Consider the following 18922-nt stretch of genomic DNA (forward strand, 5'->3'; position numbering starts at 1 on the left):
GCGCACCCGGTGGTGCCGGTATCAGCCGACGATGTAGCTTTCGAGCTGCTTGATCAGGTACTGCTGGTACTCGATCGTTTCCTTGACCAGATCGCCGATCGACACGACGCCGATCAGGCTGCCGGCACCGTCGAGCACCGGCAGGTGGCGGATGCGCTTGTCGCTCATCAGCTGCATCGCCTGATCGACCGTCATGTCCGGCGTCACGTGGATGAGCTTGCTGGTCATGATGTCGCGCACCGGCGTCGAGGACGAATCCTTGCCCTGCAGCACCACCTTGCGGGCGTAATCCCGCTCGGAAAAGATGCCGGCCAGTGCGCCGTTGTCGGTCACCAGCACGGCCCCGATGCCGCGGTTGGCCATCACGCGCAGCGCGCTGACGACCGTGTTGTCCGCCTCGACGGTCGCGACCGGACCCGTCTTGCCTTCAATCACCTGAGCGATGGTCTTCACGGTAGGCCTCCCTTTTCTATTCCGTGACGATGGGGTCGCTCAAGTTTCACACGAAAATCAGGTTTCGGTGTCGAGGAAGCTGCGCAGTTTTTCGCTGCGCGACGGGTGACGCAGCTTGCGCAGCGCCTTGGCTTCGATCTGGCGGATGCGCTCGCGGGTCACGTCGAACTGCTTGCCGACCTCTTCCAGCGTGTGGTCGGTATTCATTTCGATGCCGAAACGCATGCGCAGCACCTTGGCTTCCCTCGGCGTCAGGCTGTCCAGCACTTCCTTCGTGATGTCACGCAGGCTGGCGAACAGCGCGGCGTCAGTCGGCGCCAGCGTCGCGGTGTCCTCGATGAAGTCGCCCAGATGGGAATCGTCGTCGTCACCGATCGGCGTTTCCATCGAGATCGGCTCCTTGCTGATCTTCAGGATCTTGCGGATCTTCTCTTCCGGCATTTCCATGCGGATGGCCAGCGTGGCCGGATCCGGCTCGGCACCGGTTTCCTGCAGGATCTGACGCGAAATGCGGTTCATCTTGTTGATCGTTTCGATCATGTGAACCGGAATCCGGATCGTACGAGCCTGGTCGGCGATCGAACGCGTGATGGCCTGACGGATCCACCAGGTCGCGTAGGTCGAGAATTTGTAGCCGCGACGGTATTCGAACTTGTCCACCGCCTTCATCAGGCCGATGTTGCCTTCCTGGATCAGGTCGAGGAACTGCAGGCCGCGGTTGGTGTACTTCTTCGCGATCGAAATCACCAGACGCAGGTTGGCTTCGGTCATTTCCCGCTTGGCGCGGCGCATCTTGGCTTCGCCAGTGGACATCTGCTTGTTGATGTCCTTCAGCTCCTTCAGCGGCAGACCGATGCGGTCCTGGATGTCGATCAGCTTGCCCTGTTCCTCGATGATGGCCGGCGCCGCACGCAGCAGCTGCGCACCGTTGGCCTTGGCCGCGGTGATTTCGCCCTTCAGCCAGTCGATATTGGTTTCGTTGCCCGGGAACACCTTGATGAAGTGCGCGCGCGGCATGTTGCCCTTGTCCACGCACAGTTCGAGAATCTTGCGCTCGTGCTTGCGTGCCGACTCGACCATGTTGCGCACCGAGTCGCACAGCTTCTCGATCATGCGCGCGGTGAAGCGGATGTTCATCAGCTCGTCGGACAGCTGCTTCTGCAGCTTCAGATAGGTCTTGTCCTGCGAGCCCTTCTTGTCCAGCGTGGACTGCATCTTGGTGTACAGCGTACGGATGCTTTCGAAGCGTTCCAGCGCGTCGGCCTTGAGCTGGATCAGCGAGGCGCTCATCGCGCCACCTTCGCCGTCCTCGTCTTCTTCCTCGCCTTCCTCTTCTTCGTCCTCGGCCGCTTCTGCGCTGGCCGCAGCCGCCTCTTCCTCGATCGCGTTCGGATCGATCAGGCCGTCGATCAGTTCGTCGATGCGCATTTCATCGCGCGCGACGCGGTCGGCCATGTCGAGGATTTCGGAAATCGTGGTCGGACACGCCGAGATCGCCTGGATCATGTGGCGCAGGCCGTCCTCGATGCGCTTCGCGATCTCGATTTCGCCTTCACGGGTCAGCAGCTCCACCGTACCCATTTCGCGCATGTACATGCGCACCGGATCGGTCGTGCGGCCGAATTCCGATTCCACCGTGGACAGCGCCTGCTCGGCCTCTTCCTCGACTTCGGACGCGTCGACCACGGCCGGCGCGTTCTCGCCCATGAGCAGGTCTTCCGAGGCGGGCGCCTCGTCGAAGACACGGATGCCCATGTCGTTGAAGGTCGAAATGATGGATTCGATCTGCTCGGCGTCGACGATGTCGTCCGGCAGGTGATCGTTGATTTCGGCGTAGGTGAGGTAGCCGCGCTCCTTGCCCAGCGCGATCAGCGTCTTCAGACGCAGGCGGCGCTGGTCAGCGTCCATCGGCAGCGCGTTCGCTTCGGCGGAACCGCCCTTGGCGGCTTTCTGATCCTTGGCTTTGGCGTCCTTCGCGGACTTGGCGCCGCGGGCGGTGACAGGTTTTGCGGCTGCTGCAGGCTTTTCTGCGACGACTTCAGCCTGCTTGCGTGTATCCTTCGACTTGTCCTTGGCGACCATGTATATCCTCAGATCTGCGTGTAGCCTGCGGCGCGGGCAGTCGGCCCGTGAGCAGGGTGCTCGGTCCAACGTGTCCCGCGTGACGACGCACGGCAGCGAGCCACAGGCTCCAGTACGTGCGCGTCGAACTCCCTCCATCCGGGTCGGCAACGAGGTTCGCTTCCGGCAAACCTGCCAGCCCGACCGATGCAAGCGGACGTAAGGGAAAACCCGACATTATACCCGTTTTAGGGCCTGTCTTCTCGTCTTTCAAGTGCCATAGTCTGGGGACCCCGATGCGGGCTCGACTCAGGCTCGGTTGTGGCTTCAGGTGTGAACTCAGTTGCGCGCTTTCTCCCGCAACAGACGTCCCAGTTCGGCCTGTTGTTCCGCGCTCAGTGGTGCTTGCCGGCTCAGCGCGGTCAGGTGATTGATTGCACGGCTGATTTCCGTTTTTCTCAGATGTTGCAGCGTGTCGTCGAACATGTGCGGCAGCGCGCCTTCGTCGACCGGATCGTCGATCGCGGCGGCGAGGGCGTTCTCGATCGCTGCGCCGTGCGGGCTGTCGCGGAAGTATTCGACCAGCGCGGCCGGGTGTTCGCTGTCGGCGTCGCCGTGCTCGATGCAGTCGGCCACCGCCTGCACTGCCTGCAGCCAGGGATCGTGCTCGATGTTCTCGAGATGTCCGATCTTGCCGCCGAGCGAAGGGCGCTGCATCAGCATGCACAGCAGCTTGCGCGCCGGCGTGGTCGGCGGGACCCGGGGCGCTGCCGGCGGCGGTGCCTTGTGGCCGAAGCGGCTGTTGCGACGAGGCAGGCGCAGGCCGCAGGCTTCGGCGAATTCCTCCGCCGACAGTCCGACCGCCGGTGCCAGCAGATGCAGCAGCTGGGTGCGCAGCGCGCCCGCCGGCACCTGGGTGACCAGAGGCCTGGCTTCGCTGACGAACTGGGCGCGACCTTCGGCGCTGCGGGTGTCGCAGCGTGTCTGCAGTTCGTGCAGCAGATATTCGCTGAGCGGCTGCGCCGAGAGCGCGAGCTGGCGGAAGCGCTCGGCACCCTGTTCGCGCACGAAACTGTCCGGATCGTGCTCGGGCGGCAGGAAGAGAAAGGACACGGCACGGCCGTCACCCAGTTCCGGCAGCGCCGACTCGAGTCCGCGCCAGGCCGCCTTGCGGCCGGCACGGTCGCCGTCGAAACAGAACACGATGCGGTCGGTCTGGCGGAACAGCTTGTGGATGTGGTCCGGCGTGGTGGCCGTGCCCAGCGTGGCCACTGCGCTGCCGACGCCGAACTGGGCCAGTGCCACCACATCCATATAGCCTTCGACCACCAGCACGAAACCGTCGTCGCGGATCGAGGTGCGTGCCTGCGACAGTCCGTACAGCTCGCGGCCTTTCGAGAACAGCGGTGTTTCGGGTGAATTCAGATACTTCGGCTCGCCGCGGTCGAGCACACGGCCGCCGAAGCCGATCACGTTGTTCCGCCCGTCGAGGATGGGGAACATGATGCGGTCGCGGAAGCGGTCGTAGCGGCGACCCTTGGTCTGACCTTCCGACGCTTCGGCGTCAATCACCAGACCGCATTCGGCCAGCGCCGGCGCGTCGTAATCATCGAACGCATCGCGCAGCGACTGCCAGTCGCCCGGGGCGTAGCCGATGCCGAAGCGGGCCGCGATCTCGCCAGTCAGGCCGCGGCCTTTCAGGTAGTCGATCGCGCGCGGATTCTTCTTCAGCTGCTGCTTGTAGAACTGCGCCGCGCGTGCCATCAGTTCGGTCAGCGACGCCGCCTGCTTGCGCTTCTGTGCCATTTCCGGCGTGAAGTCCTCGCGCGGCACGGTCATGCCGGCGTTGCGCGCCAGTTCCTCGATCGCGTCCGGGTAGCTCAGTCCGGAGTATTCCATCAGGAAACCGATGGCGCTGCCGTGCGCGCCGCAACCGAAGCAGTGATAGAACTGCTTGGCCGGACTGACCGTGAAGGAGGGTGTCTTCTCGCTGTGGAAGGGGCAGCAGGCCTGGTAGTTGGCACCGGCCTTCTTGAGCGGCACATAGCGCTCCACCACGTCGACGATGTCGACGCGGTTGAGCAGTTCCTGGATGAAGGACTGCGGGATCATCCCGCCGCCGCTCAGGCCTTGCCGCTGAGTGCGGCCTTCACCAGCGCGGAGGCCTGGGTCATGTCGGTGCGGCCGGCAAGCTTCGCCTTCAGCGGGCCCATCACCTTGCCCATGTCGGCCGGACCGCTCGCGCCGACTGCCGCGATCACTTCGGCGATGGCGGCCTGCACCTCGTCCGCGCTCATCTGCTGCGGCATGTAGGCGCTGAGCACTTCGAGCTCGAATTTCTCCGCGTCGGCCAGATCCTGACGGCCCGCAGCTTCGTACTGGCTGATCGAATCGCGACGCTGCTTCAGCATCTTGTCGATCACCGCGGTCACCTGGCTGTCGTCCAGCGTCACGCGCTCGTCGACTTCCTTCTGCTTGATCGCCGCCAGCAGCAGCCGGACGGCGCCGAGCCGTGCGCTGTCCTTCGCGCGCATGGCGGTTTTCATGTCTTCGCTGATCCGGTCCTTCAGGCTCATCGTGGCGCTCGCGTGGCTAGGTGTTGAACGGAGGGAGGCAACAAACACAAAAAGCCGAAGGCGCGCGGGCGCATCCGGCTTTTCGGTTCCAGGCCCTGCGTCGGCAGGGCGTGGCGATCAGTACAGCTTCGGCGGCAGGGTTTGGCTGCGCAGCCGCTTGTGGTGGCGCTTCACGGCGGCGGCCAGCTTGCGCTTGCGCTCGGCGGTGGGCTTTTCGTAGAACTCGCGCGAACGCAGTTCGGTCAGCGTGCCAGCCTTTTCGATGGTGCGCTTGAAGCGGCGGATCGCAACTTCAAACGGCTCGTTTTCCTTGACGCGGATACCCGGCATAACAACAGCCCTCTAGACAGCCTGCAATGTGTGCAATGAGCGCCTGCTCCACAGAACGTGAGCGGACGCATAACGGAAAGCCGGCGATTATATCTCTGGCCGGATGGTGTGCCAAGTCCTATTTTCGGAGCGCCCAAGTACAATGCGGCGCATGTGGATTCTTGGCATCGAGTCGTCGTGTGACGAAACAGGGCTGGCGTTGTACCACGACCAGCGGGGGCTGGTCGCGCACGCCGTGCATTCGCAGATCGATCTGCATCAGGCCTACGGCGGGGTCGTGCCCGAACTGGCTTCACGAGACCACGTGCGACGCATCGTGCCGCTGTACCGTCAGGTGTTGGCCGACGCCGGCATCGTCGCGGCCGACATCGACGCCGTCGCCTACACCGCTGGCCCCGGTCTGGCCGGGGCGCTGCTGGTCGGCGCCGCCTTCGCCGAGTCTGTCGCGCTCGCGCTCGGCAGGCCGGCCATTCCCATCCATCACCTCGAAGGTCATCTGCTGTCGCCGCTGCTGTCGGCCGACCCGCCTGCCTATCCCTTCGTCGCGCTGCTGGTGTCCGGTGGCCACACGCAGCTGATGCGGGTGTCGGCGGTCGGCGAGTACGAAATGCTGGGCGAAACGCTGGATGATGCGGCCGGTGAGGCCTTTGACAAGACCGCCAAGCTGCTCGGGCTGCCCTATCCGGGTGGCCCGGCACTGGCTGCGCTGGCGCAGCAGGGCACCCCGGGACGGGTGAAGCTGCCGCGACCCATGCTGAACAGCGGCGATCTTGACTTCAGTTTTTCCGGCCTCAAGACCGCGGTACTCAATGCGGTTAACAAGGGGCTGGACGAAGCGGGCCGCGCCGATCTGGCGGCGGAGTTTCAGGAAGCGGTGGTCGATGTGCTGGTCGGCAAGTCGCTGGCCGCCCTGCGGCAGACCCGGCTGAAGCAGCTCGTGGTGGCCGGCGGCGTCGGGGCCAACCGGCGGCTGCGCGAGCGGCTTGATCTGGAACTGGCGCAGCGCAAGGGGCGGGTGTTCTACCCGGAACTGGCGCTGTGCACCGACAACGGCGCGATGATCGCCTTCGCGGGCGCACAACGACTGGCGGCCGGTCTGGCCCACCCCGCCGACGCCCACGAGATCGCGGTACGGCCGCGCTGGCCGCTCGATACGCTGTAAGGCGGTTCAGCCGGCGCTCTGCGCCTTCTTGCCGCCGATGCGGCTTTCGGTGCCGTTCATGAGCCGGCGGATGTTGTCGGCATGGCGCCAGATGAGCAGGCCGGACATCGCGGCCAGTGCGCCACACACGGTGGCCGAGCCGGTCAGCAACAGCCCGCTGATCGGCGCGCTGCAGGCGGCGACCAGTGCCGCCAGCGACGAATATCGGGTGATGAAGGCCACGGCGAGCCACAGCCCGAGCGCGATCACGCCGGCCCAGGGGACGGCGGCGAGCATGACGCCGGCCGCGGTCGCCACGCCCTTGCCGCCGCGGAAACCCAGTGTGGCCGGGAACACGTGGCCGACGAAAGCGGCCACTCCGGCCAGCAGTGCAGCCACCTCACCCATGCCGATCGCGCGTACCAGCAGCACCGCCGCCACGCCCTTGAGGGCATCGCCGATCAGCGTCATCAGCGCCGCCTTCTTGTTGCCGGAGCGCAGCACATTGGTCGCGCCCGGATTGCCCGAGCCATAGCTGCGCGGGTCGGGCAGCCCGAACACCTTGCTGCTGACGACCGCGAACGGGATGCAGCCGAGCGCGTAACCGAGAACGATGGCGAGGACGAAGCTGGATGCGGAATTCACGTTGGGATGCGGGTCGGACGTAGAATCCCGCAATTCTAGTTCGACACGGCCAGCAGGGCAGACATGGACTGTATTTTCATCGAAGGCATGAAGGTGACCGCCTCGGTCGGCATCTACGCACGCGAGCGTGCGCACACCCAGCAGCTCGAAATCAGCATGACCTTCGGCGTGCCCGATGCCGCGGCGCAGAACGACGACATCAACGACACGATTGACTACGCCGAGGTGGTGAATCGCATCCGCGCGGAACTGGCGCAGCGCCACTTCAATCTGCTGGAAACGCTGGGCGAGTTCGTGATCAAGATGATGCTGGAGGACTTCCGCGCGTCCTGGGTCAAGATTTCGATCGCCAAGACCGGCATCATGAAAGACGTGCGCCAGGTCGGCGTCACGATCGAGCGCGGTACCCGGTCCTGAGCGAAAAGCCGGCGGCCGCCGCTTCGTGCGCCAGCAGCCAGCGCTTGATGCCCGGCAGGAAGCCCTCGCGGGCGTTGGCGAAACCGCCGAGCGCGCCGCCGGCGCCCACGATGCGGTGGCAGGGAATGATGACCGGCAGCGGATTGGCGCCGCAGGCGGCGCCGACCGCGCGCGGCGATGACGCGATGCGGCGTGCCACGTCACCGTAGGTCAGCGTGTCGCCGGGCGGAATACCGCACATGACCGCCCATACCGCGTTCTGATGTGCGCTGCCGCCGGGCGCCAGCGGCAGGTCGAAGCGGTGGGTCGCGTCTTTCAGGTATTGCGCGAGCTGCGCCGCCGCTTCGGCTGCCAGCGGTGTGCGTGGCGGCTGGGCGTCACGCGGGCTCAGGAATTCGATCAGCGTGATCGCCCTGTCGTCGGTCAGGATGCCCAGCGCGAAGCCGGGCGCGCTGACCACCGCGTCCCACACGGCGGTGCCGCCGGGTTTCATCAGCGCGCCGTCCTGCCGGCCAGCAGCTGCAGCTTCAGGTCGTCCTGCGTCGGTTTGTTGCCGACCCAGATGGCCAGCAGCGCCCGGTAGAAGTCTTCACCCTCGACGAAGCGGCTGACCTCCTGTCCGTCTATCGTGGCACGGCTGCCCCGGCCGGGCAGCCACTCCAGCGCGATCCGGCTGCCCTTGCGCACTTCCTTCACCGCAGTCAGGTCGTCGACGAAGGCCCGGATGCGCGGCTGCATCGCCTCGAACTCCGCCGGCGGCAGATTCTTCTTCATGCCCTTGACCAGCGGTTCGGTGAACTGCTCGGCCGAGAACCCCATCAGGGGCACGATCTCGATTCGCTTCGGACCGGGCGCGGCCATGGCGGCTTCCGGCGTTTCGACCGGCGCACCCAGATAGAGCCCGATCACGTAGGCCTTGATGATGAGGCGGCTGCGCACGCCGGCGCCATTGAGCTGCAGCGACGCGTCGCCCACGCGGGTGGCCGGGTCCAGGCGGACCCCCTCGATGTCGACGGCCGAAGCGGGCGCGGCCGCCAGCAGTGCGGCGACGAGGGCAAACAGGCGAAGGAACATCGGACGTCTCCGAACATCAGCGGGAGATTCATTATCCGATGGCGACCGATACGCGGGGTGCATGAACTGTTAAATGAAGTGCTTGTTACTGAAGTCACATTAACAATTTTGTGCAAGCTGTTGTTTTTCTTGGTGGCAAATGTAATCATCCTCCCATTGGGGATATTTCAGGCTGCATGGCGGCCGAGGGAGGCGCATGCGCGCGCACAGACGCATTCATCCATGGCTTTTCGCAGTGCTGGTCGGCGCCTCGGCGGCGGCGGGCGCGCAATCGTCACTGACCGCGGACGCGGCTGCACACATCGAGGCGGGCCGCTATGCCGCGGCCTATCAGATGCTGTCGGCACAGGAATCCGAACGGGCCGGCGATCCGCAGTTCGATCTGCTGCTGGGTATCGCCGCGCTGGAAGTCGGTCAGCACACCCGGGCGGTGTTCGCACTCGAACGCGTGCTGGCGCTGCAGCCGGACAACGCCCGGGCACGAGCCGAAATCGGCCGGGCCTATCTGCTGCTCGGTGAATCCGCCGGCGCACGGCGCGAACTTGAAGCGGTGCGTCGCCAGAACGTGCCGCCCGATGTCGCCCGTTCGATCGATCGCCTGCTGTCGGCGGTGGATCGGGCGCCGGTGCGCGGCGAAACCGCCTTTTCCGGCTACATCGAAGCGGCGGTCGGGCGCGACACCAACGTGAACAGCGCCACCGGAAATTCGTCGGTCGCCATTCCCGGGCTGGGCGCCTTCCAGCTCGCACCGGGCAGCCGCAGCCGCGATGCGTGGTTCAGCGCGCTGTCCGGCGGTGCCAACGTGCGGGTGCCGATCAATCCGGAGTGGGCCTTCGTGGCCGGTGCGTCGGGGTCAGCCCGCTTCAACGGCGGCGCGTCGAGCTTCGACACCACGGCGCTGGACGGCAATGGCGGCGTGGCCTGGACCCGAGGCCCCAATCGGGTCACCGCGGTGCTGCAGCTCGGCATGTTCGAGGTCGATCACGACAAGCTGCGTGACTACACCGGCGGTTCGGTGCAGTGGCAGCACACCCACGACGCGCGCAACCAGACCACGGTGTTCGCCCAGCAGAGCCGCCTGCGCTACGAAGGCACGAACGACGTGCGCGACGTGAATCGCAACATCTATGGCGTGGGTCACGCGCACGTGCTGCCGAACGGGCAGACCATGCTGTTCGGCAGCTTCTATCTGGGCGCCGAAACCGGCCGCAAGGATCTGCCCTCCGGCGTGAACATCGCGGCGAACGAGATCGTGGGCTTCCGCTTCGGTGCCCAGCACACGCTGGACGAGCGGCTGCAGCTGTTCGGGGCGCTGTCGCACGAGGCGCGGGACTACAGCGCGCTGGACCCGATCTTCGGCGTGCAGCGCGGTGACACGCTCACGTCACTGTCGCTCGGTGCCAGCTACGCGGTGGCCAAGGAATGGCTGCTGACGCCGTCGGTGTCGCTGATCCGCAACGATTCGAACATCAGTCTGAACGAGTACCGCCGCGGAGTTGCCCAGTTCGCGGTGCGTCGCACGTTCTAGGAGCTCCGTCATGGCGAAATCCTTCCGACCCGCGCGCATCGCACTGGCTGTCGCATCCGCCTTCCCGCTCTGCGCACTGGCCAACCCGGCCGCCCGCGTCGAATTCACCGCAGGCGAGGTACGGGCTACGGGTGCCGACGGCAGCAGCCGCGTGCTGGCACGCGGTGCCCAGGTGGGCAGCGGCGACACGATAGACACCGGCAGCGGCCGCGCCCAGATGCGCTTTACAGACGGCGCACTGGTATCGCTGCAGCCGCAGACCCAGTTCCGCATCGACCAGTACGCTTTCGCCGGCAAGCCGGCCGAGGACCGCGGCTTCTTCAGCCTGATCAAGGGCGGGTTGCGCACCATCACCGGTCTGGTCGGCAAGGGCAACCGTGATGCCTACAAGCTCACCACCTCGGTCGCCACCATCGGGATACGCGGTACCGAATACTCGGTCGCTTACGGCAACAGCATCAACGTCACCACCGGCGACGGCGCGATCGACGTGTGCAACGGCGGCGGCTGCCTGACCGTGACCGATGGCCAGAGCGCCTATGTGGCCGACCAGAACACGCCGCCGGTCATCATCGAAGTGAAGACCGATCTGCCGCCGCCGCCGCCGTCGAATGCCGGCATGGTGACGCCGCCGCCGGTCGATGAAACCTTTCTGGTGTCCGAGAACCGCGGCGAGGGCGGCGGTCTGGACGTGCTGAACGGTTTCGCGGGGGGCCTCACCACCGGCGACGGCTTCTATGTGTTCGGCCAGTACACCGACCAGTACGGCGGCTACGGCGGTCAGATCCTGCTGTCCGGGGCCAGCGCCGAATTCAGCGGCTCCACGCTGGTGCGGGCGACCCAGGGCGGCGCCGACTACACCGCGGTATCGGTGGCCGAGTCGCACCAGGACGGCATCGTCGGCTGGGGCCGCTGGGCGAGCGCCCAGTGCCTGGTCTGCAATACCGGGCCACTGACCGACGTTCACTACATCGTCGGCCGGCCCAGTACCGATCTCGCCGGTCTGACCGGCATGGTCGGCAACTATTCGCTGTCCGGCCACACGCTGCCGACCACCAGTTCGGGCATTACCGGCGGGGCGGTGACCGGCATGATGATCGTCGATTTTTCGTCGTATTCGATGCTCGTGAACATGAATGTGAACGTGAGCACGATCACTTTCGGACTTCAGGGTACCGGATCGGTCAGTGCAGGCGGCGCGGTGTTTGGCGGAGGCTTCACCAGCTGCAGCAACTGCGGCGCCAACTGGTCGGGCGACTTCTCGGGCTTCTTTGCCGGCCCGGCCGGCGCTCGCGCAGGCATGCTGTACAACTTCAACAGCGACACCGCCAAGGGCACGGTGAATGGCGCCGCGGTATTCACCCAGACCTCGCTGAGCCAGCCCAGCCTGTGAACCCGGCCGGTGACGGCGGTGGCTCGCCTTCGCACCGGGGGCCGCCGCTTCAGGCGTGCAGCGAGGCGACGAAGCTGCGCAGACCGGTCAGCAGCATTTCCACCGCTACCGCGCACAGCAGCAGACCCATCAGGCGCTCCAGCGCCGCGGTGCCGCGTTCGCCCAGCCGGCGGATCAGCGGGCCGGCGGCCAGCAGCACGCAGGTGGTGACGGCCATGGCCGCGCTCATCGCGCCGGCCCAGGTCCAGAACCGTTCGGGTTCGCGCGACACCAGCAGCATCACCATGGCCATGGCCGAAGGCCCGGCGATCAGCGGAATCGCGAGTGGCACGACGAAAGGTTCACCCCCTGTCCACTCGCCGAACACGCCGGCCGGCTGCGGGAAGATCATGCGCAGCGCGATCAGGAACAGCAGCACGCCGCCGGCGATGCCGAGCGAGGTCTGCGACAGCTGCAGCACCCGCATCACCGATTCACCGGCCCACATGAACAGCAGCAGCGCCAGCCAGGCGAAGAAGCACTCGCGCAGCACCACCCGCTGACGCCGCGCCTTCGGTACGTCCTTCAGCAGCACGGTCATGACCGGTGCGTTGCCGAACGGATCAAACAGCAGCAGGAGCAGGATGCTGGCGGAGAGGAAGCTGTCGGACAATTCCGGGGGGCTAGTGGCTGGGGGTGACGGGACGGCGTGCCGCCCCGTCGCCGGGTTCAGCTGCGCACGTGGCCGTCGCCCAGCACCACCCACTTCTGGCTGGTGAGGCCGTCGAGGCCGACCGGGCCGCGGGCGTGGATCTTGTCGGTCGAAATGCCGATTTCCGCGCCCAATCCGTATTCGAAGCCGTCGGCGAAGCGGGTCGAGGCGTTGATCATGACCGAAGCCGAATCGACTTCGCGGATGAAGCGCATCGCGCGCGTGTGGTTCTCGCTGACGATGGCGTCGGTGTGCTGCGAACTCCAGCGGTTGATGTGGTCGATCGCGTCATCCAGCGTATCGACGATGCGCACCGCCAGGATGGGTGCCAGGTATTCGGTCCCCCAGTCTTCCTCGGTCGCCGCCTTCATCGCCGGCACCAGTGCGCGGGCACGGTCGCAGCCGCGCAACTCCACGCCCTTGCCGAGGTAGATGTCGGCCAGCCGGCCCAGCACGCGGGGCGCCGCGGCCACGTGTACCAGCAGCGTTTCCATCGTGTTGCAGGTGCCGTAGCGGTGGGTCTTGGCGTTGTCGGCGATGCGCACCGCCTTGTCGTCGTCGGCGAATTCGTCGATGTAGACATGGCAGTTGCCGTCCAGATGCTTGATCACCGGCACCTTGGCTTCGCGCGAAATGCGCTCGATCAGGCCCTTGCCGCCGCGCGGCACGATCACGTCGACGAATTCCGGCATGGTGATCAGCGCACCGACCGCAGCGCGGTCCGTCGTGTCGACCACCTGTACCGCGGTTTCCGGCAGGCCGGCGGCGACCAGGCCTTCGCGTACGCAGGCGGCGACTGCCTGATTGCAGCGCGCCGCTTCAGAGCCGCCGCGCAGGATGGCGGCGTTGCCGCTCTTCAGGCACAGCGCGGCCGCGTCCGCGGTCACGTTCGGACGCGCTTCGTAGATGATGCCGATCACGCCCAGCGGCACCCGCATCTTGCCCACCGTGATGCCGGTCGGGCGGCGCTTGAAGTCGGTCATTTCACCGACCGGATCGGGCAGCGCGGCGACCTGCTCCAGGCCCTGGGCCATTGCCTCGACGCCCTTCGCGGTCAGCGTCAGGCGGTCGATCATGGCCGCGTCCAGACCGTTGGCGCGCGCGGCCTCGACGTCGGCCGCGTTGGCTTCGAGCAGCTGCGGCGCACGCTCGCGCAGCAGCGCTGCGATGCGGTTGAGCGCATCGTTCTTGGCGGCGGTGGACGCCTGCGACACGATGCGCGAGGCGGCGCGGGCCTGGCGGCCCAGCGTGGTCATGTAGTCCTGGATGTCCATCACGATTCCCGAAAGCTTCACTCCGCGCCGCGCGCGGAAACCCCAGATGAAAACAGAAAGCCGGCCGCGGTGCCAGTGCCGGGGCGTCGGCCGGATACGGCGGGAGCGGTCAGCGCGCGCAGAGGCGCAGCGCGATCTGCAGGAATTCGTCCCACACGTCGCCGCGGGCCACGCCCTTGATCATGCGGTCCAGCCGCGCGGCCTGCATCAGCGCGGTGCGGGTGGCCGACGAGGACAGGCGCTGCAGCGCCCGCTTGTACGGCGACTGGCGGGCGCCGAAGATGCGCGCCGCAGCCAGCGCGTCGTCGGCGCTGCGGCCGGCATCCATTTCGGCCCGGGCGGTGGCCAGCACGCGCAGTTCCGACACCACGATCCACAGGATGAGCGGCGCCGCCACGCCTTCGGCGCGCAGGCCGTCGAGCAGCCGGCTGGCGCGTGCGGCGTCGCCAGCGAGCAGCGCCTGGCGCAGGTCGTCCACGTCGTAGCGGGCGACGTCCATCACCGCGTTGCGCACCTGTTCCAGCGTCAGTTCGCCCGGCGGGTGCAGCAGGCCCAGCTTCATCACTTCCTGGTTGGCGGCGAGCAGATTGCCTTCGACGTGGCCGGCCATGAATTCCAGCGCCTCCGGCGTCGCGCTCTGCTGCTGGCGCGCGAGACGGCCAGCCAGCCAGCCGGGCAGGCGGTCCAGACCGGGCGCATTCAGTTCGAGTTCGATGCCGTGTTCGATCAGCGCGGCGAACCAGGCGCTCTTCTTTGCCTTCCAGTCCATCAGCGGCAGCGTGACCAGGGTGAGCGTGCCTGCGGGCGGATTCGCGGCGTAGCGGGCCAGCGCATCGCTGCCTTCGCGGCCGGGCTTGCCGGTCGGGATGCGCAGGTCGATCACCTTGTCGCCACCGAACAGCGACATGTTGCCGGCCGCTTCGGCCAGCGCCGACCACTTGAAGTACTGGGTCACCACCAGCACGTCGCGCTCGCCGAAACCGCGTGCGCGGGCCGCAGTCCGGATGGCGTCCGCGGCTTCGATCACCAGCAGCGGCTCGTCGCCGTGCAGCACGTACAGCGGCGCGAGCGTGCCCTTCAGATGGGCGTCCAGCTGGTCGGCGCGCAATGGCATGCGGATCAGCTGGCCTGCGGCCGCTTGAGGGCCTGCAGCCGGCGCAGCAGCTGCTGGACCAGATCGCTCCGCATTTCGCCCTGCAGTGTCAGTTCTTCCTGCTGCTTGGCCAGCAGTTCGGCATCGCTGTAGGTGAGGTCGCGGCGGATCTCTATCGTGGTGCGCGGCATCAGTTCGGTGTGATCCTGGGTACGCACAAGGAAGCTGACCTTCTGCCGCAGCTGGTATTCGCGCACGCGGCCGGCCGAGTTCAGGCTCAGGATGACCTTCTCGAACTTGTTTTCCAGAATGTCGAGGATGACTTCGGCCGCTGAAGGCTGGTCCGCGATCTGGGTCGAACTCTGGGTGACGACCGCGAGACGGATCTGATCCACCAGTTCCGCCTGACCGCGCGGCGCATTCACGTACAGCGTCTGGAAGGGCAGGTCGCGTATGCCCTGCAGCCGGAAGCCGCAGGCCGCGAGCGGCAGGGTGGCGAGCGCGGCCAGCAGCAGGCCGCGGCGCGAGGTATCGACGGATGCGCTCACGGGGCTCTCCTGCCTCAGCACACGATGTTGACCAGACGGCCCGGCACCACCACCACCTTTTTCGCCGGCTTGCCTTCCATGAACTTCTGCGCCGCCTCGTTGGCCAGCGCGGCCGCTTCGATCGCATCCTTCGCGGCGTCGGCGGCCACGCGCAGGCTGCCGCGCAGCTTGCCATTTACCTGCAGCATCAGCTCGACCTCGTCCTGCACCAGCGCCGATTCGGCCGGTTCCGGCCACGCCGCGTTCAGGATGTCGTCGCCGAAGCCGCAGTCGCGCCACAGCGCGTGCGTGATGTGCGGGCAGATCGGCGACAGCACGCGCAGCAGCATGGACAGGCCTTCGCCGATCACCTCGGCGGCGTCGCTGCCGTCGCGCGGCGCCTTTTCCAGCGCATTGAGCATCTTCATGCAGCCGGAGGCCACCGTGTTGAACTGTTGCTTGCCGAGGTCGTAGCTGGCCTGCTTCAGCACCAGATGCAGTTCGCGTCGCAGGTCGGCCAGCGCGGCCGGCAGCTTCGCCTTGCCCAGCGTCGACGCCACCGGCACCTGCGCGCGCAGTTCGGCGTTGTAGTCCTGGGCGAAATTCCACACCCGCTTCAGGAAGCGGTGCGCGCCTTCGACGCCAGCGTCGTTCCATTCCAGCGTCTGTTCCGGCGGGCTGGCGAACATCATGAAGAAGCGGGCGGTGTCGGCGCCGTACTGGTCGATCAGCGCCTGCGGGTCGACGCCGTTGTTCTTCGACTTCGACATCGTGGTCAGTTCGTGCTCAAGCACCGTGCCGTCGGACTTCAGCCGGCCGCCGGTGATCTGTCCCTTGGCGTCTCGCTGGACGTCTACATCGCTTTCCCAGTAGTAGTTCTTGCCGCCGCCTTCAGGCTTGTGCAGCCAGGCGTGGTTCAGCACCATGCCCTGGGTGAGCAGGCGGGCGAACGGCTCTTTCACCGTCATCAGGCCCATGTCGCGCATCACCTTGGACCAGAAGCGCGAGTACAAGAGGTGCAGGATGGCGTGCTCGATGCCGCCGATGTACTGATCCACCTGCATCCAGTAGTTGGCGCGCTCATCGACCATGGCCGCGTCGTTGCCGACCGAGCAGTAGCGGGCGTAATACCAGCTGGAGTCGACGAAGGTGTCCATCGTGTCGGTTTCGCGCTTCGCCGCCGCGCCGCATTTCGGGCAGGCGACGTTGATGAAGTCGTCGCGCTTGAGCAGCGGATTGCCCGAACCGTCCGGAATGCAGTCTTCCGGCAGCACCACCGGCAGCTGGTCGTCCGGCACCGGCACGTCACCGCAGTGATCGCAATGGATGATGGGAATCGGGCAGCCCCAGTAGCGCTGGCGCGACACGCCCCAGTCGCGCAGGCGCCACTGCACCTTCTTTTCGCCGCCCTTCGAGGACAGGTCGGCCGCGACCGCATCGACCGCGGCCGCGTAGCCCAGGCCGTCATACTTGCCGCTGTTCACGCAGACACCGTCCTTCGAGCCGTACCACTCGGCCCAGGCATCGGTCGAGAAGGCGTGGTCGCCAACCGCGATCACCTGTCTGATCGGCAGGTCGTACTTCTTCGCGAAGCCGAAATCGCGTTCGTCGTGTGCCGGCACCGCCATCACGGCGCCGTCGCCGTAGCTCATCAGCACGTAGTTGCCCACCCACAGCGGCACCGATTCGCCGGTCAGCGGATGCACCACGGTGAGGCCGGTCGGCAGGCCTTCCTTCTCCATGGTCGCCATGTCGGCTTCCATCACCGAGCCGTGCTTGCACTTCTCGATGAAGGCGGCCAGTTCAGGGTTGTTGCGGGCGGCGTGGGTGGCCAGCGGGTGTTCGGCAGCGACCGCACAGAAGGTGACGCCCATGATGGTGTCGGCGCGGGTGGTGAACACCCACAGCCTGCCGTCGTCGATCAGCGCGCCGGCTTCGTCACGGATGTCATGGCTGAAGGCGAAGCGCACGCCGGTGCTCTTGCCTATCCAGTTGGCCTGCATGGTTTTCACGCGCTCGGGCCAGCCGTCCAGCGTGTCCAGGTCGTCCAGCAGTTCGTCGGCGTACTGGGTGATGCCGAGGTAGTAGCCGGGAATCTCGCGCTTCTCGACCAGTGCGCCGGTGCGCCAGCCGCGGCCGTCGATCACCTGTTCGTTGGCGAGTACGGTCTGGTCAACCGGGTCCCAGTTTACCACCTGGGTCTTCTTGTAGGCGATGCCCTTTTCCAGCATGCGCAGGAACAGCCACTGGTTCCATCGGTAGTACGACGGCTGGCAGGTCGCCAGTTCGCGGCTCCAGTCGATCGCGAAGCCCAGCGCCTTGAGCTGCTGACGCATGTAGTCGATGTTGTCGTAGGTCCATTTGGCCGGCGGTACCGCGTTCTTGATCGCCGCGTTCTCGGCCGGCAGGCCGAAGGCGTCCCAGCCCATGGGCTGCAGCACGTTGTAGCCGCGCATCCGGTGGAAGCGGGTCAGCACGTCGCCGATGGTGTAGTTGCGCACATGACCCATGTGCAGCTTGCCCGACGGGTAGGGGAACATCGACAGGCAGTAGTACTTGGGCTTCGAGGTGTCCTCGACAGCCTTGAAGGTCTGGCTGTCGTCCCAGTACCGGCGTGCGGCGGCTTCGACCTCGGACGGGGTGTAGGCGGGGGTCTGCTTTTCTGACATGAGGCGGAATGCGGCGGAAATGAACGCGAACCCGCAATTATAGGCCCGGCGGACCACGGCCCGCCGGAAAACGCGGTGTTCGCCCGGCGCGGACTCAGCCTGACGCGGTCCGTCGTCCGGCCGCGCCGACGCGCGCGAGCTCGCGCGGCACCGGTTCGCCACCGTCGGCGAACCGCAGCGTGAGATGCGGCAGCGGCAGGGTCTGGCCGCGCTCGTCGTACGCCTCCTTCACCCGGCGGAGGAATTCGCGCCGGACTTCCCACTGCGACATCGGCTGCACGCGCATCCGCGCGCGCACCACCAGCGCCGATTCAAGCCACTCATTCACGCCGGCCATTTCAAGATCGCCGATGATGCGGGGGCCGAAGTACGCGTCCTCGCGCATCGCCTTGGCGACATCGAACATGATGGCGTAGATGTCGGCCACCCGGTCGGTGGGCGCCATGCGCACGTCGATCACTGCATTGGCGAATTCGCGCGACCGACTGGTGACCGTGGTGATTTCGCCATTCGGGACGAAATGGACGTTGCCCTCGTAGTCCCGCAGGCGCACGTAGCGCAGCGTCACTTCCTCGACCACGCCGCTGTGGCCGGCGATGTCCACGATGTCGCCGACGCGGATCTGGTTCTCCAGCAGCACGAACAGCCCGGAGAACAGATCCTTCACCAGCGACTGCGCGCCGAAGCCGATGGCGATGCCGGCCACACCCGCGGTCGCCAGCAGCGGCGCGACCGAAATGCCCAGCGTGCTCAGCGCGATGCCGCCCGCCAGCACCAGGATGACCACCGACGCTGCGTAGCGGGCGACCCGCACCAGGGTGTCGATGCGCTTGATGTCCTCTCCGCAGTCGGTGCGCCGGCGCAGCGTTTCGTGGATCAGCCGTATCGAGCGGCGGGCGGCCTGCTGCAGGGCCCAGGCCAGCAGCAGGATGAGGAATAGTTTCACCGTGAGGTCCAGCACCTGGGGCAGGCGTTCGCCGGCCCAGGCGTAAAGCCATGCCGCGGTCTGTGTCCAGTCGTTCATGGGTCGGGGTGTTGTCCTGTTTCCGT

Annotated in this window: 18 protein-coding genes; 4 read left to right on the top strand and 14 right to left on the bottom strand. The window is 66.4% G+C overall.

The features are described from left to right. Window positions 1-21 precede the first annotated feature (21 nt). The 5 genes from METUNV1_RS10395 to rpsU all read right to left on the bottom strand — a co-directional run bounded on the left by METUNV1_RS10395 (window position 22) and on the right by rpsU (window position 5420). Window positions 22-453, bottom strand: coding sequence for a CBS domain-containing protein (locus METUNV1_RS10395; protein WP_008061469.1), 432 nt, complete (start codon window positions 451-453; stop codon window positions 22-24). A gap of 57 nt (window positions 454-510) precedes the next feature. Continuing rightward, a complete protein-coding gene (rpoD, locus tag METUNV1_RS10400) occupies window positions 511-2535 on the bottom strand; it encodes an RNA polymerase sigma factor RpoD (protein WP_008061470.1) in 2025 nt (674 codons plus the stop codon). Window positions 2536-2853: 318 nt separating this feature from the next. Then, complete coding sequence (gene dnaG / locus METUNV1_RS10405; RefSeq protein ID WP_008061475.1) at window positions 2854-4626, bottom strand: DNA primase; 1773 nt, start codon at window positions 4624-4626, stop codon at window positions 2854-2856. An 11-nt stretch (window positions 4627-4637) separates the two neighbouring features. Next, window positions 4638-5090 (bottom strand): GatB/YqeY domain-containing protein, encoded by a 453-nt coding sequence (locus tag METUNV1_RS10410; RefSeq protein WP_008061477.1) that lies wholly within the window; start codon window positions 5088-5090, stop codon window positions 4638-4640. A 117-nt stretch (window positions 5091-5207) separates the two neighbouring features. Further along, a complete protein-coding gene (gene rpsU / locus METUNV1_RS10415) occupies window positions 5208-5420 on the bottom strand; it encodes a 30S ribosomal protein S21 (RefSeq protein WP_008061479.1) in 213 nt (70 codons plus the stop codon). 151 nt (window positions 5421-5571) lie between these two features. Here rpsU and tsaD point away from each other — a divergent pair, with 151 nt between their 5' ends. Beyond that, window positions 5572-6582, top strand: a complete 1011-nt coding sequence (gene tsaD / locus METUNV1_RS10420) for a tRNA (adenosine(37)-N6)-threonylcarbamoyltransferase complex transferase subunit TsaD (protein ID WP_043359673.1) — start codon at window positions 5572-5574, stop codon at window positions 6580-6582. Window positions 6583-6588: 6 nt separating this feature from the next. Here the strand turns inward: tsaD and plsY are convergent, their stop codons facing one another. Further along, a complete protein-coding gene (plsY, locus tag METUNV1_RS10425) occupies window positions 6589-7206 on the bottom strand; it encodes a glycerol-3-phosphate 1-O-acyltransferase PlsY (protein ID WP_008061481.1) in 618 nt (205 codons plus the stop codon). A gap of 63 nt (window positions 7207-7269) precedes the next feature. Here plsY and folB point away from each other — a divergent pair, with 63 nt between their 5' ends. Beyond that, window positions 7270-7623, top strand: a complete 354-nt coding sequence (gene folB / locus METUNV1_RS10430; RefSeq protein WP_008061482.1) for a dihydroneopterin aldolase — start codon at window positions 7270-7272, stop codon at window positions 7621-7623. On the opposite strand, the gene METUNV1_RS10435 is transcribed toward folB, so the two are convergent. Further along, window positions 7595-8116, bottom strand: a complete 522-nt coding sequence (locus tag METUNV1_RS10435) for a methylated-DNA--[protein]-cysteine S-methyltransferase (protein WP_008061483.1) — start codon at window positions 8114-8116, stop codon at window positions 7595-7597. The two genes, folB and METUNV1_RS10435, sit on opposite strands and share 29 nt — an antisense overlap. After that, the gene (locus METUNV1_RS10440; RefSeq protein WP_008061484.1) at window positions 8116-8697 is read right to left on the bottom strand and encodes a chalcone isomerase family protein; all 582 of its coding nucleotides are present in this window, start codon (window positions 8695-8697) and stop codon (window positions 8116-8118) included. Before METUNV1_RS10440 ends, METUNV1_RS10435 begins: the two co-directional genes overlap by 1 nt. Window positions 8698-8893: 196 nt before the next feature. Here METUNV1_RS10440 and METUNV1_RS10445 point away from each other — a divergent pair, with 196 nt between their 5' ends. Together METUNV1_RS10445 and METUNV1_RS10450 are read left to right on the top strand one after the other, a co-directional pair. Next, window positions 8894-10225 (top strand): tetratricopeptide repeat protein, encoded by a 1332-nt coding sequence (locus METUNV1_RS10445; protein WP_043359675.1) that lies wholly within the window; start codon window positions 8894-8896, stop codon window positions 10223-10225. A gap of 10 nt (window positions 10226-10235) precedes the next feature. Beyond that, a complete protein-coding gene (locus tag METUNV1_RS10450; RefSeq protein WP_008061487.1) occupies window positions 10236-11618 on the top strand; it encodes a FecR family protein in 1383 nt (460 codons plus the stop codon). Between the two features lie 49 nt (window positions 11619-11667). Here the strand turns inward: METUNV1_RS10450 and METUNV1_RS10455 are convergent, their stop codons facing one another. The 6 genes from METUNV1_RS10455 to METUNV1_RS10480 all read right to left on the bottom strand — a co-directional run bounded on the left by METUNV1_RS10455 (window position 11668) and on the right by METUNV1_RS10480 (window position 18896). After that, entirely contained in the window at window positions 11668-12270 is a 603-nt protein-coding gene (locus METUNV1_RS10455; protein ID WP_008061489.1) for a MarC family protein, read from the bottom strand. 56 nt (window positions 12271-12326) lie between these two features. Next, window positions 12327-13583: a glutamate-5-semialdehyde dehydrogenase gene (locus METUNV1_RS10460; RefSeq protein ID WP_008061490.1), complete on the bottom strand. Its 1257-nt coding sequence runs from the start codon at window positions 13581-13583 to the stop codon at window positions 12327-12329. 109 nt (window positions 13584-13692) lie between these two features. Further along, on the bottom strand, window positions 13693-14697 hold the full coding sequence (gene holA, locus METUNV1_RS10465) for a DNA polymerase III subunit delta (RefSeq protein ID WP_043359677.1): 1005 nt from the start codon (window positions 14695-14697) through the stop codon (window positions 13693-13695). Window positions 14698-14702: 5 nt separating this feature from the next. Then, window positions 14703-15224 (bottom strand): LPS-assembly lipoprotein LptE, encoded by a 522-nt coding sequence (locus METUNV1_RS10470; RefSeq protein WP_008061492.1) that lies wholly within the window; start codon window positions 15222-15224, stop codon window positions 14703-14705. Window positions 15225-15238: 14 nt separating this feature from the next. Next, window positions 15239-17872 carry a leucine--tRNA ligase gene (gene leuS, locus METUNV1_RS10475; protein ID WP_008061493.1) on the bottom strand — a complete coding sequence of 878 codons (2634 nt, stop codon included), beginning with the start codon at window positions 17870-17872 and terminating at the stop codon, window positions 15239-15241. 94 nt (window positions 17873-17966) lie between these two features. Beyond that, window positions 17967-18896: a mechanosensitive ion channel family protein gene (locus tag METUNV1_RS10480; RefSeq protein WP_008061494.1), complete on the bottom strand. Its 930-nt coding sequence runs from the start codon at window positions 18894-18896 to the stop codon at window positions 17967-17969. Between the last annotated feature and the right edge of the window lie 26 nt (window positions 18897-18922).

This window comes from Methyloversatilis universalis FAM5 (assembly GCF_000214035.2).
GTDB lineage: Bacteria > Pseudomonadota > Gammaproteobacteria > Burkholderiales > Rhodocyclaceae > Methyloversatilis > Methyloversatilis universalis.

Coding starts and splice junctions, on each gene's coding strand:
- rpoD (WP_008061470.1), bottom strand. CDS start 2,535: ATGGTCGCCAAGGACAAGTCGAAGGATACACGCAAGCAGGCTGAAGTC.
- dnaG (WP_008061475.1), bottom strand. CDS start 4,626: ATGATCCCGCAGTCCTTCATCCAGGAACTGCTCAACCGCGTCGACATC.
- METUNV1_RS10410 (WP_008061477.1), bottom strand. CDS start 5,090: ATGAGCCTGAAGGACCGGATCAGCGAAGACATGAAAACCGCCATGCGC.
- rpsU (WP_008061479.1), bottom strand. CDS start 5,420: ATGCCGGGTATCCGCGTCAAGGAAAACGAGCCGTTTGAAGTTGCGATC.
- tsaD (WP_043359673.1), top strand. CDS start 5,572: ATGTGGATTCTTGGCATCGAGTCGTCGTGTGACGAAACAGGGCTGGCG.
- folB (WP_008061482.1), top strand. CDS start 7,270: ATGGACTGTATTTTCATCGAAGGCATGAAGGTGACCGCCTCGGTCGGC.
- METUNV1_RS10435 (WP_008061483.1), bottom strand. CDS start 8,116: ATGAAACCCGGCGGCACCGCCGTGTGGGACGCGGTGGTCAGCGCGCCC.
- METUNV1_RS10440 (WP_008061484.1), bottom strand. CDS start 8,697: ATGTTCCTTCGCCTGTTTGCCCTCGTCGCCGCACTGCTGGCGGCCGCG.
- METUNV1_RS10445 (WP_043359675.1), top strand. CDS start 8,894: ATGCGCGCGCACAGACGCATTCATCCATGGCTTTTCGCAGTGCTGGTC.
- METUNV1_RS10450 (WP_008061487.1), top strand. CDS start 10,236: ATGGCGAAATCCTTCCGACCCGCGCGCATCGCACTGGCTGTCGCATCC.
- METUNV1_RS10460 (WP_008061490.1), bottom strand. CDS start 13,583: ATGGACATCCAGGACTACATGACCACGCTGGGCCGCCAGGCCCGCGCC.
- holA (WP_043359677.1), bottom strand. CDS start 14,697: ATGCCATTGCGCGCCGACCAGCTGGACGCCCATCTGAAGGGCACGCTC.
- leuS (WP_008061493.1), bottom strand. CDS start 17,872: ATGTCAGAAAAGCAGACCCCCGCCTACACCCCGTCCGAGGTCGAAGCC.
- METUNV1_RS10480 (WP_008061494.1), bottom strand. CDS start 18,896: ATGAACGACTGGACACAGACCGCGGCATGGCTTTACGCCTGGGCCGGC.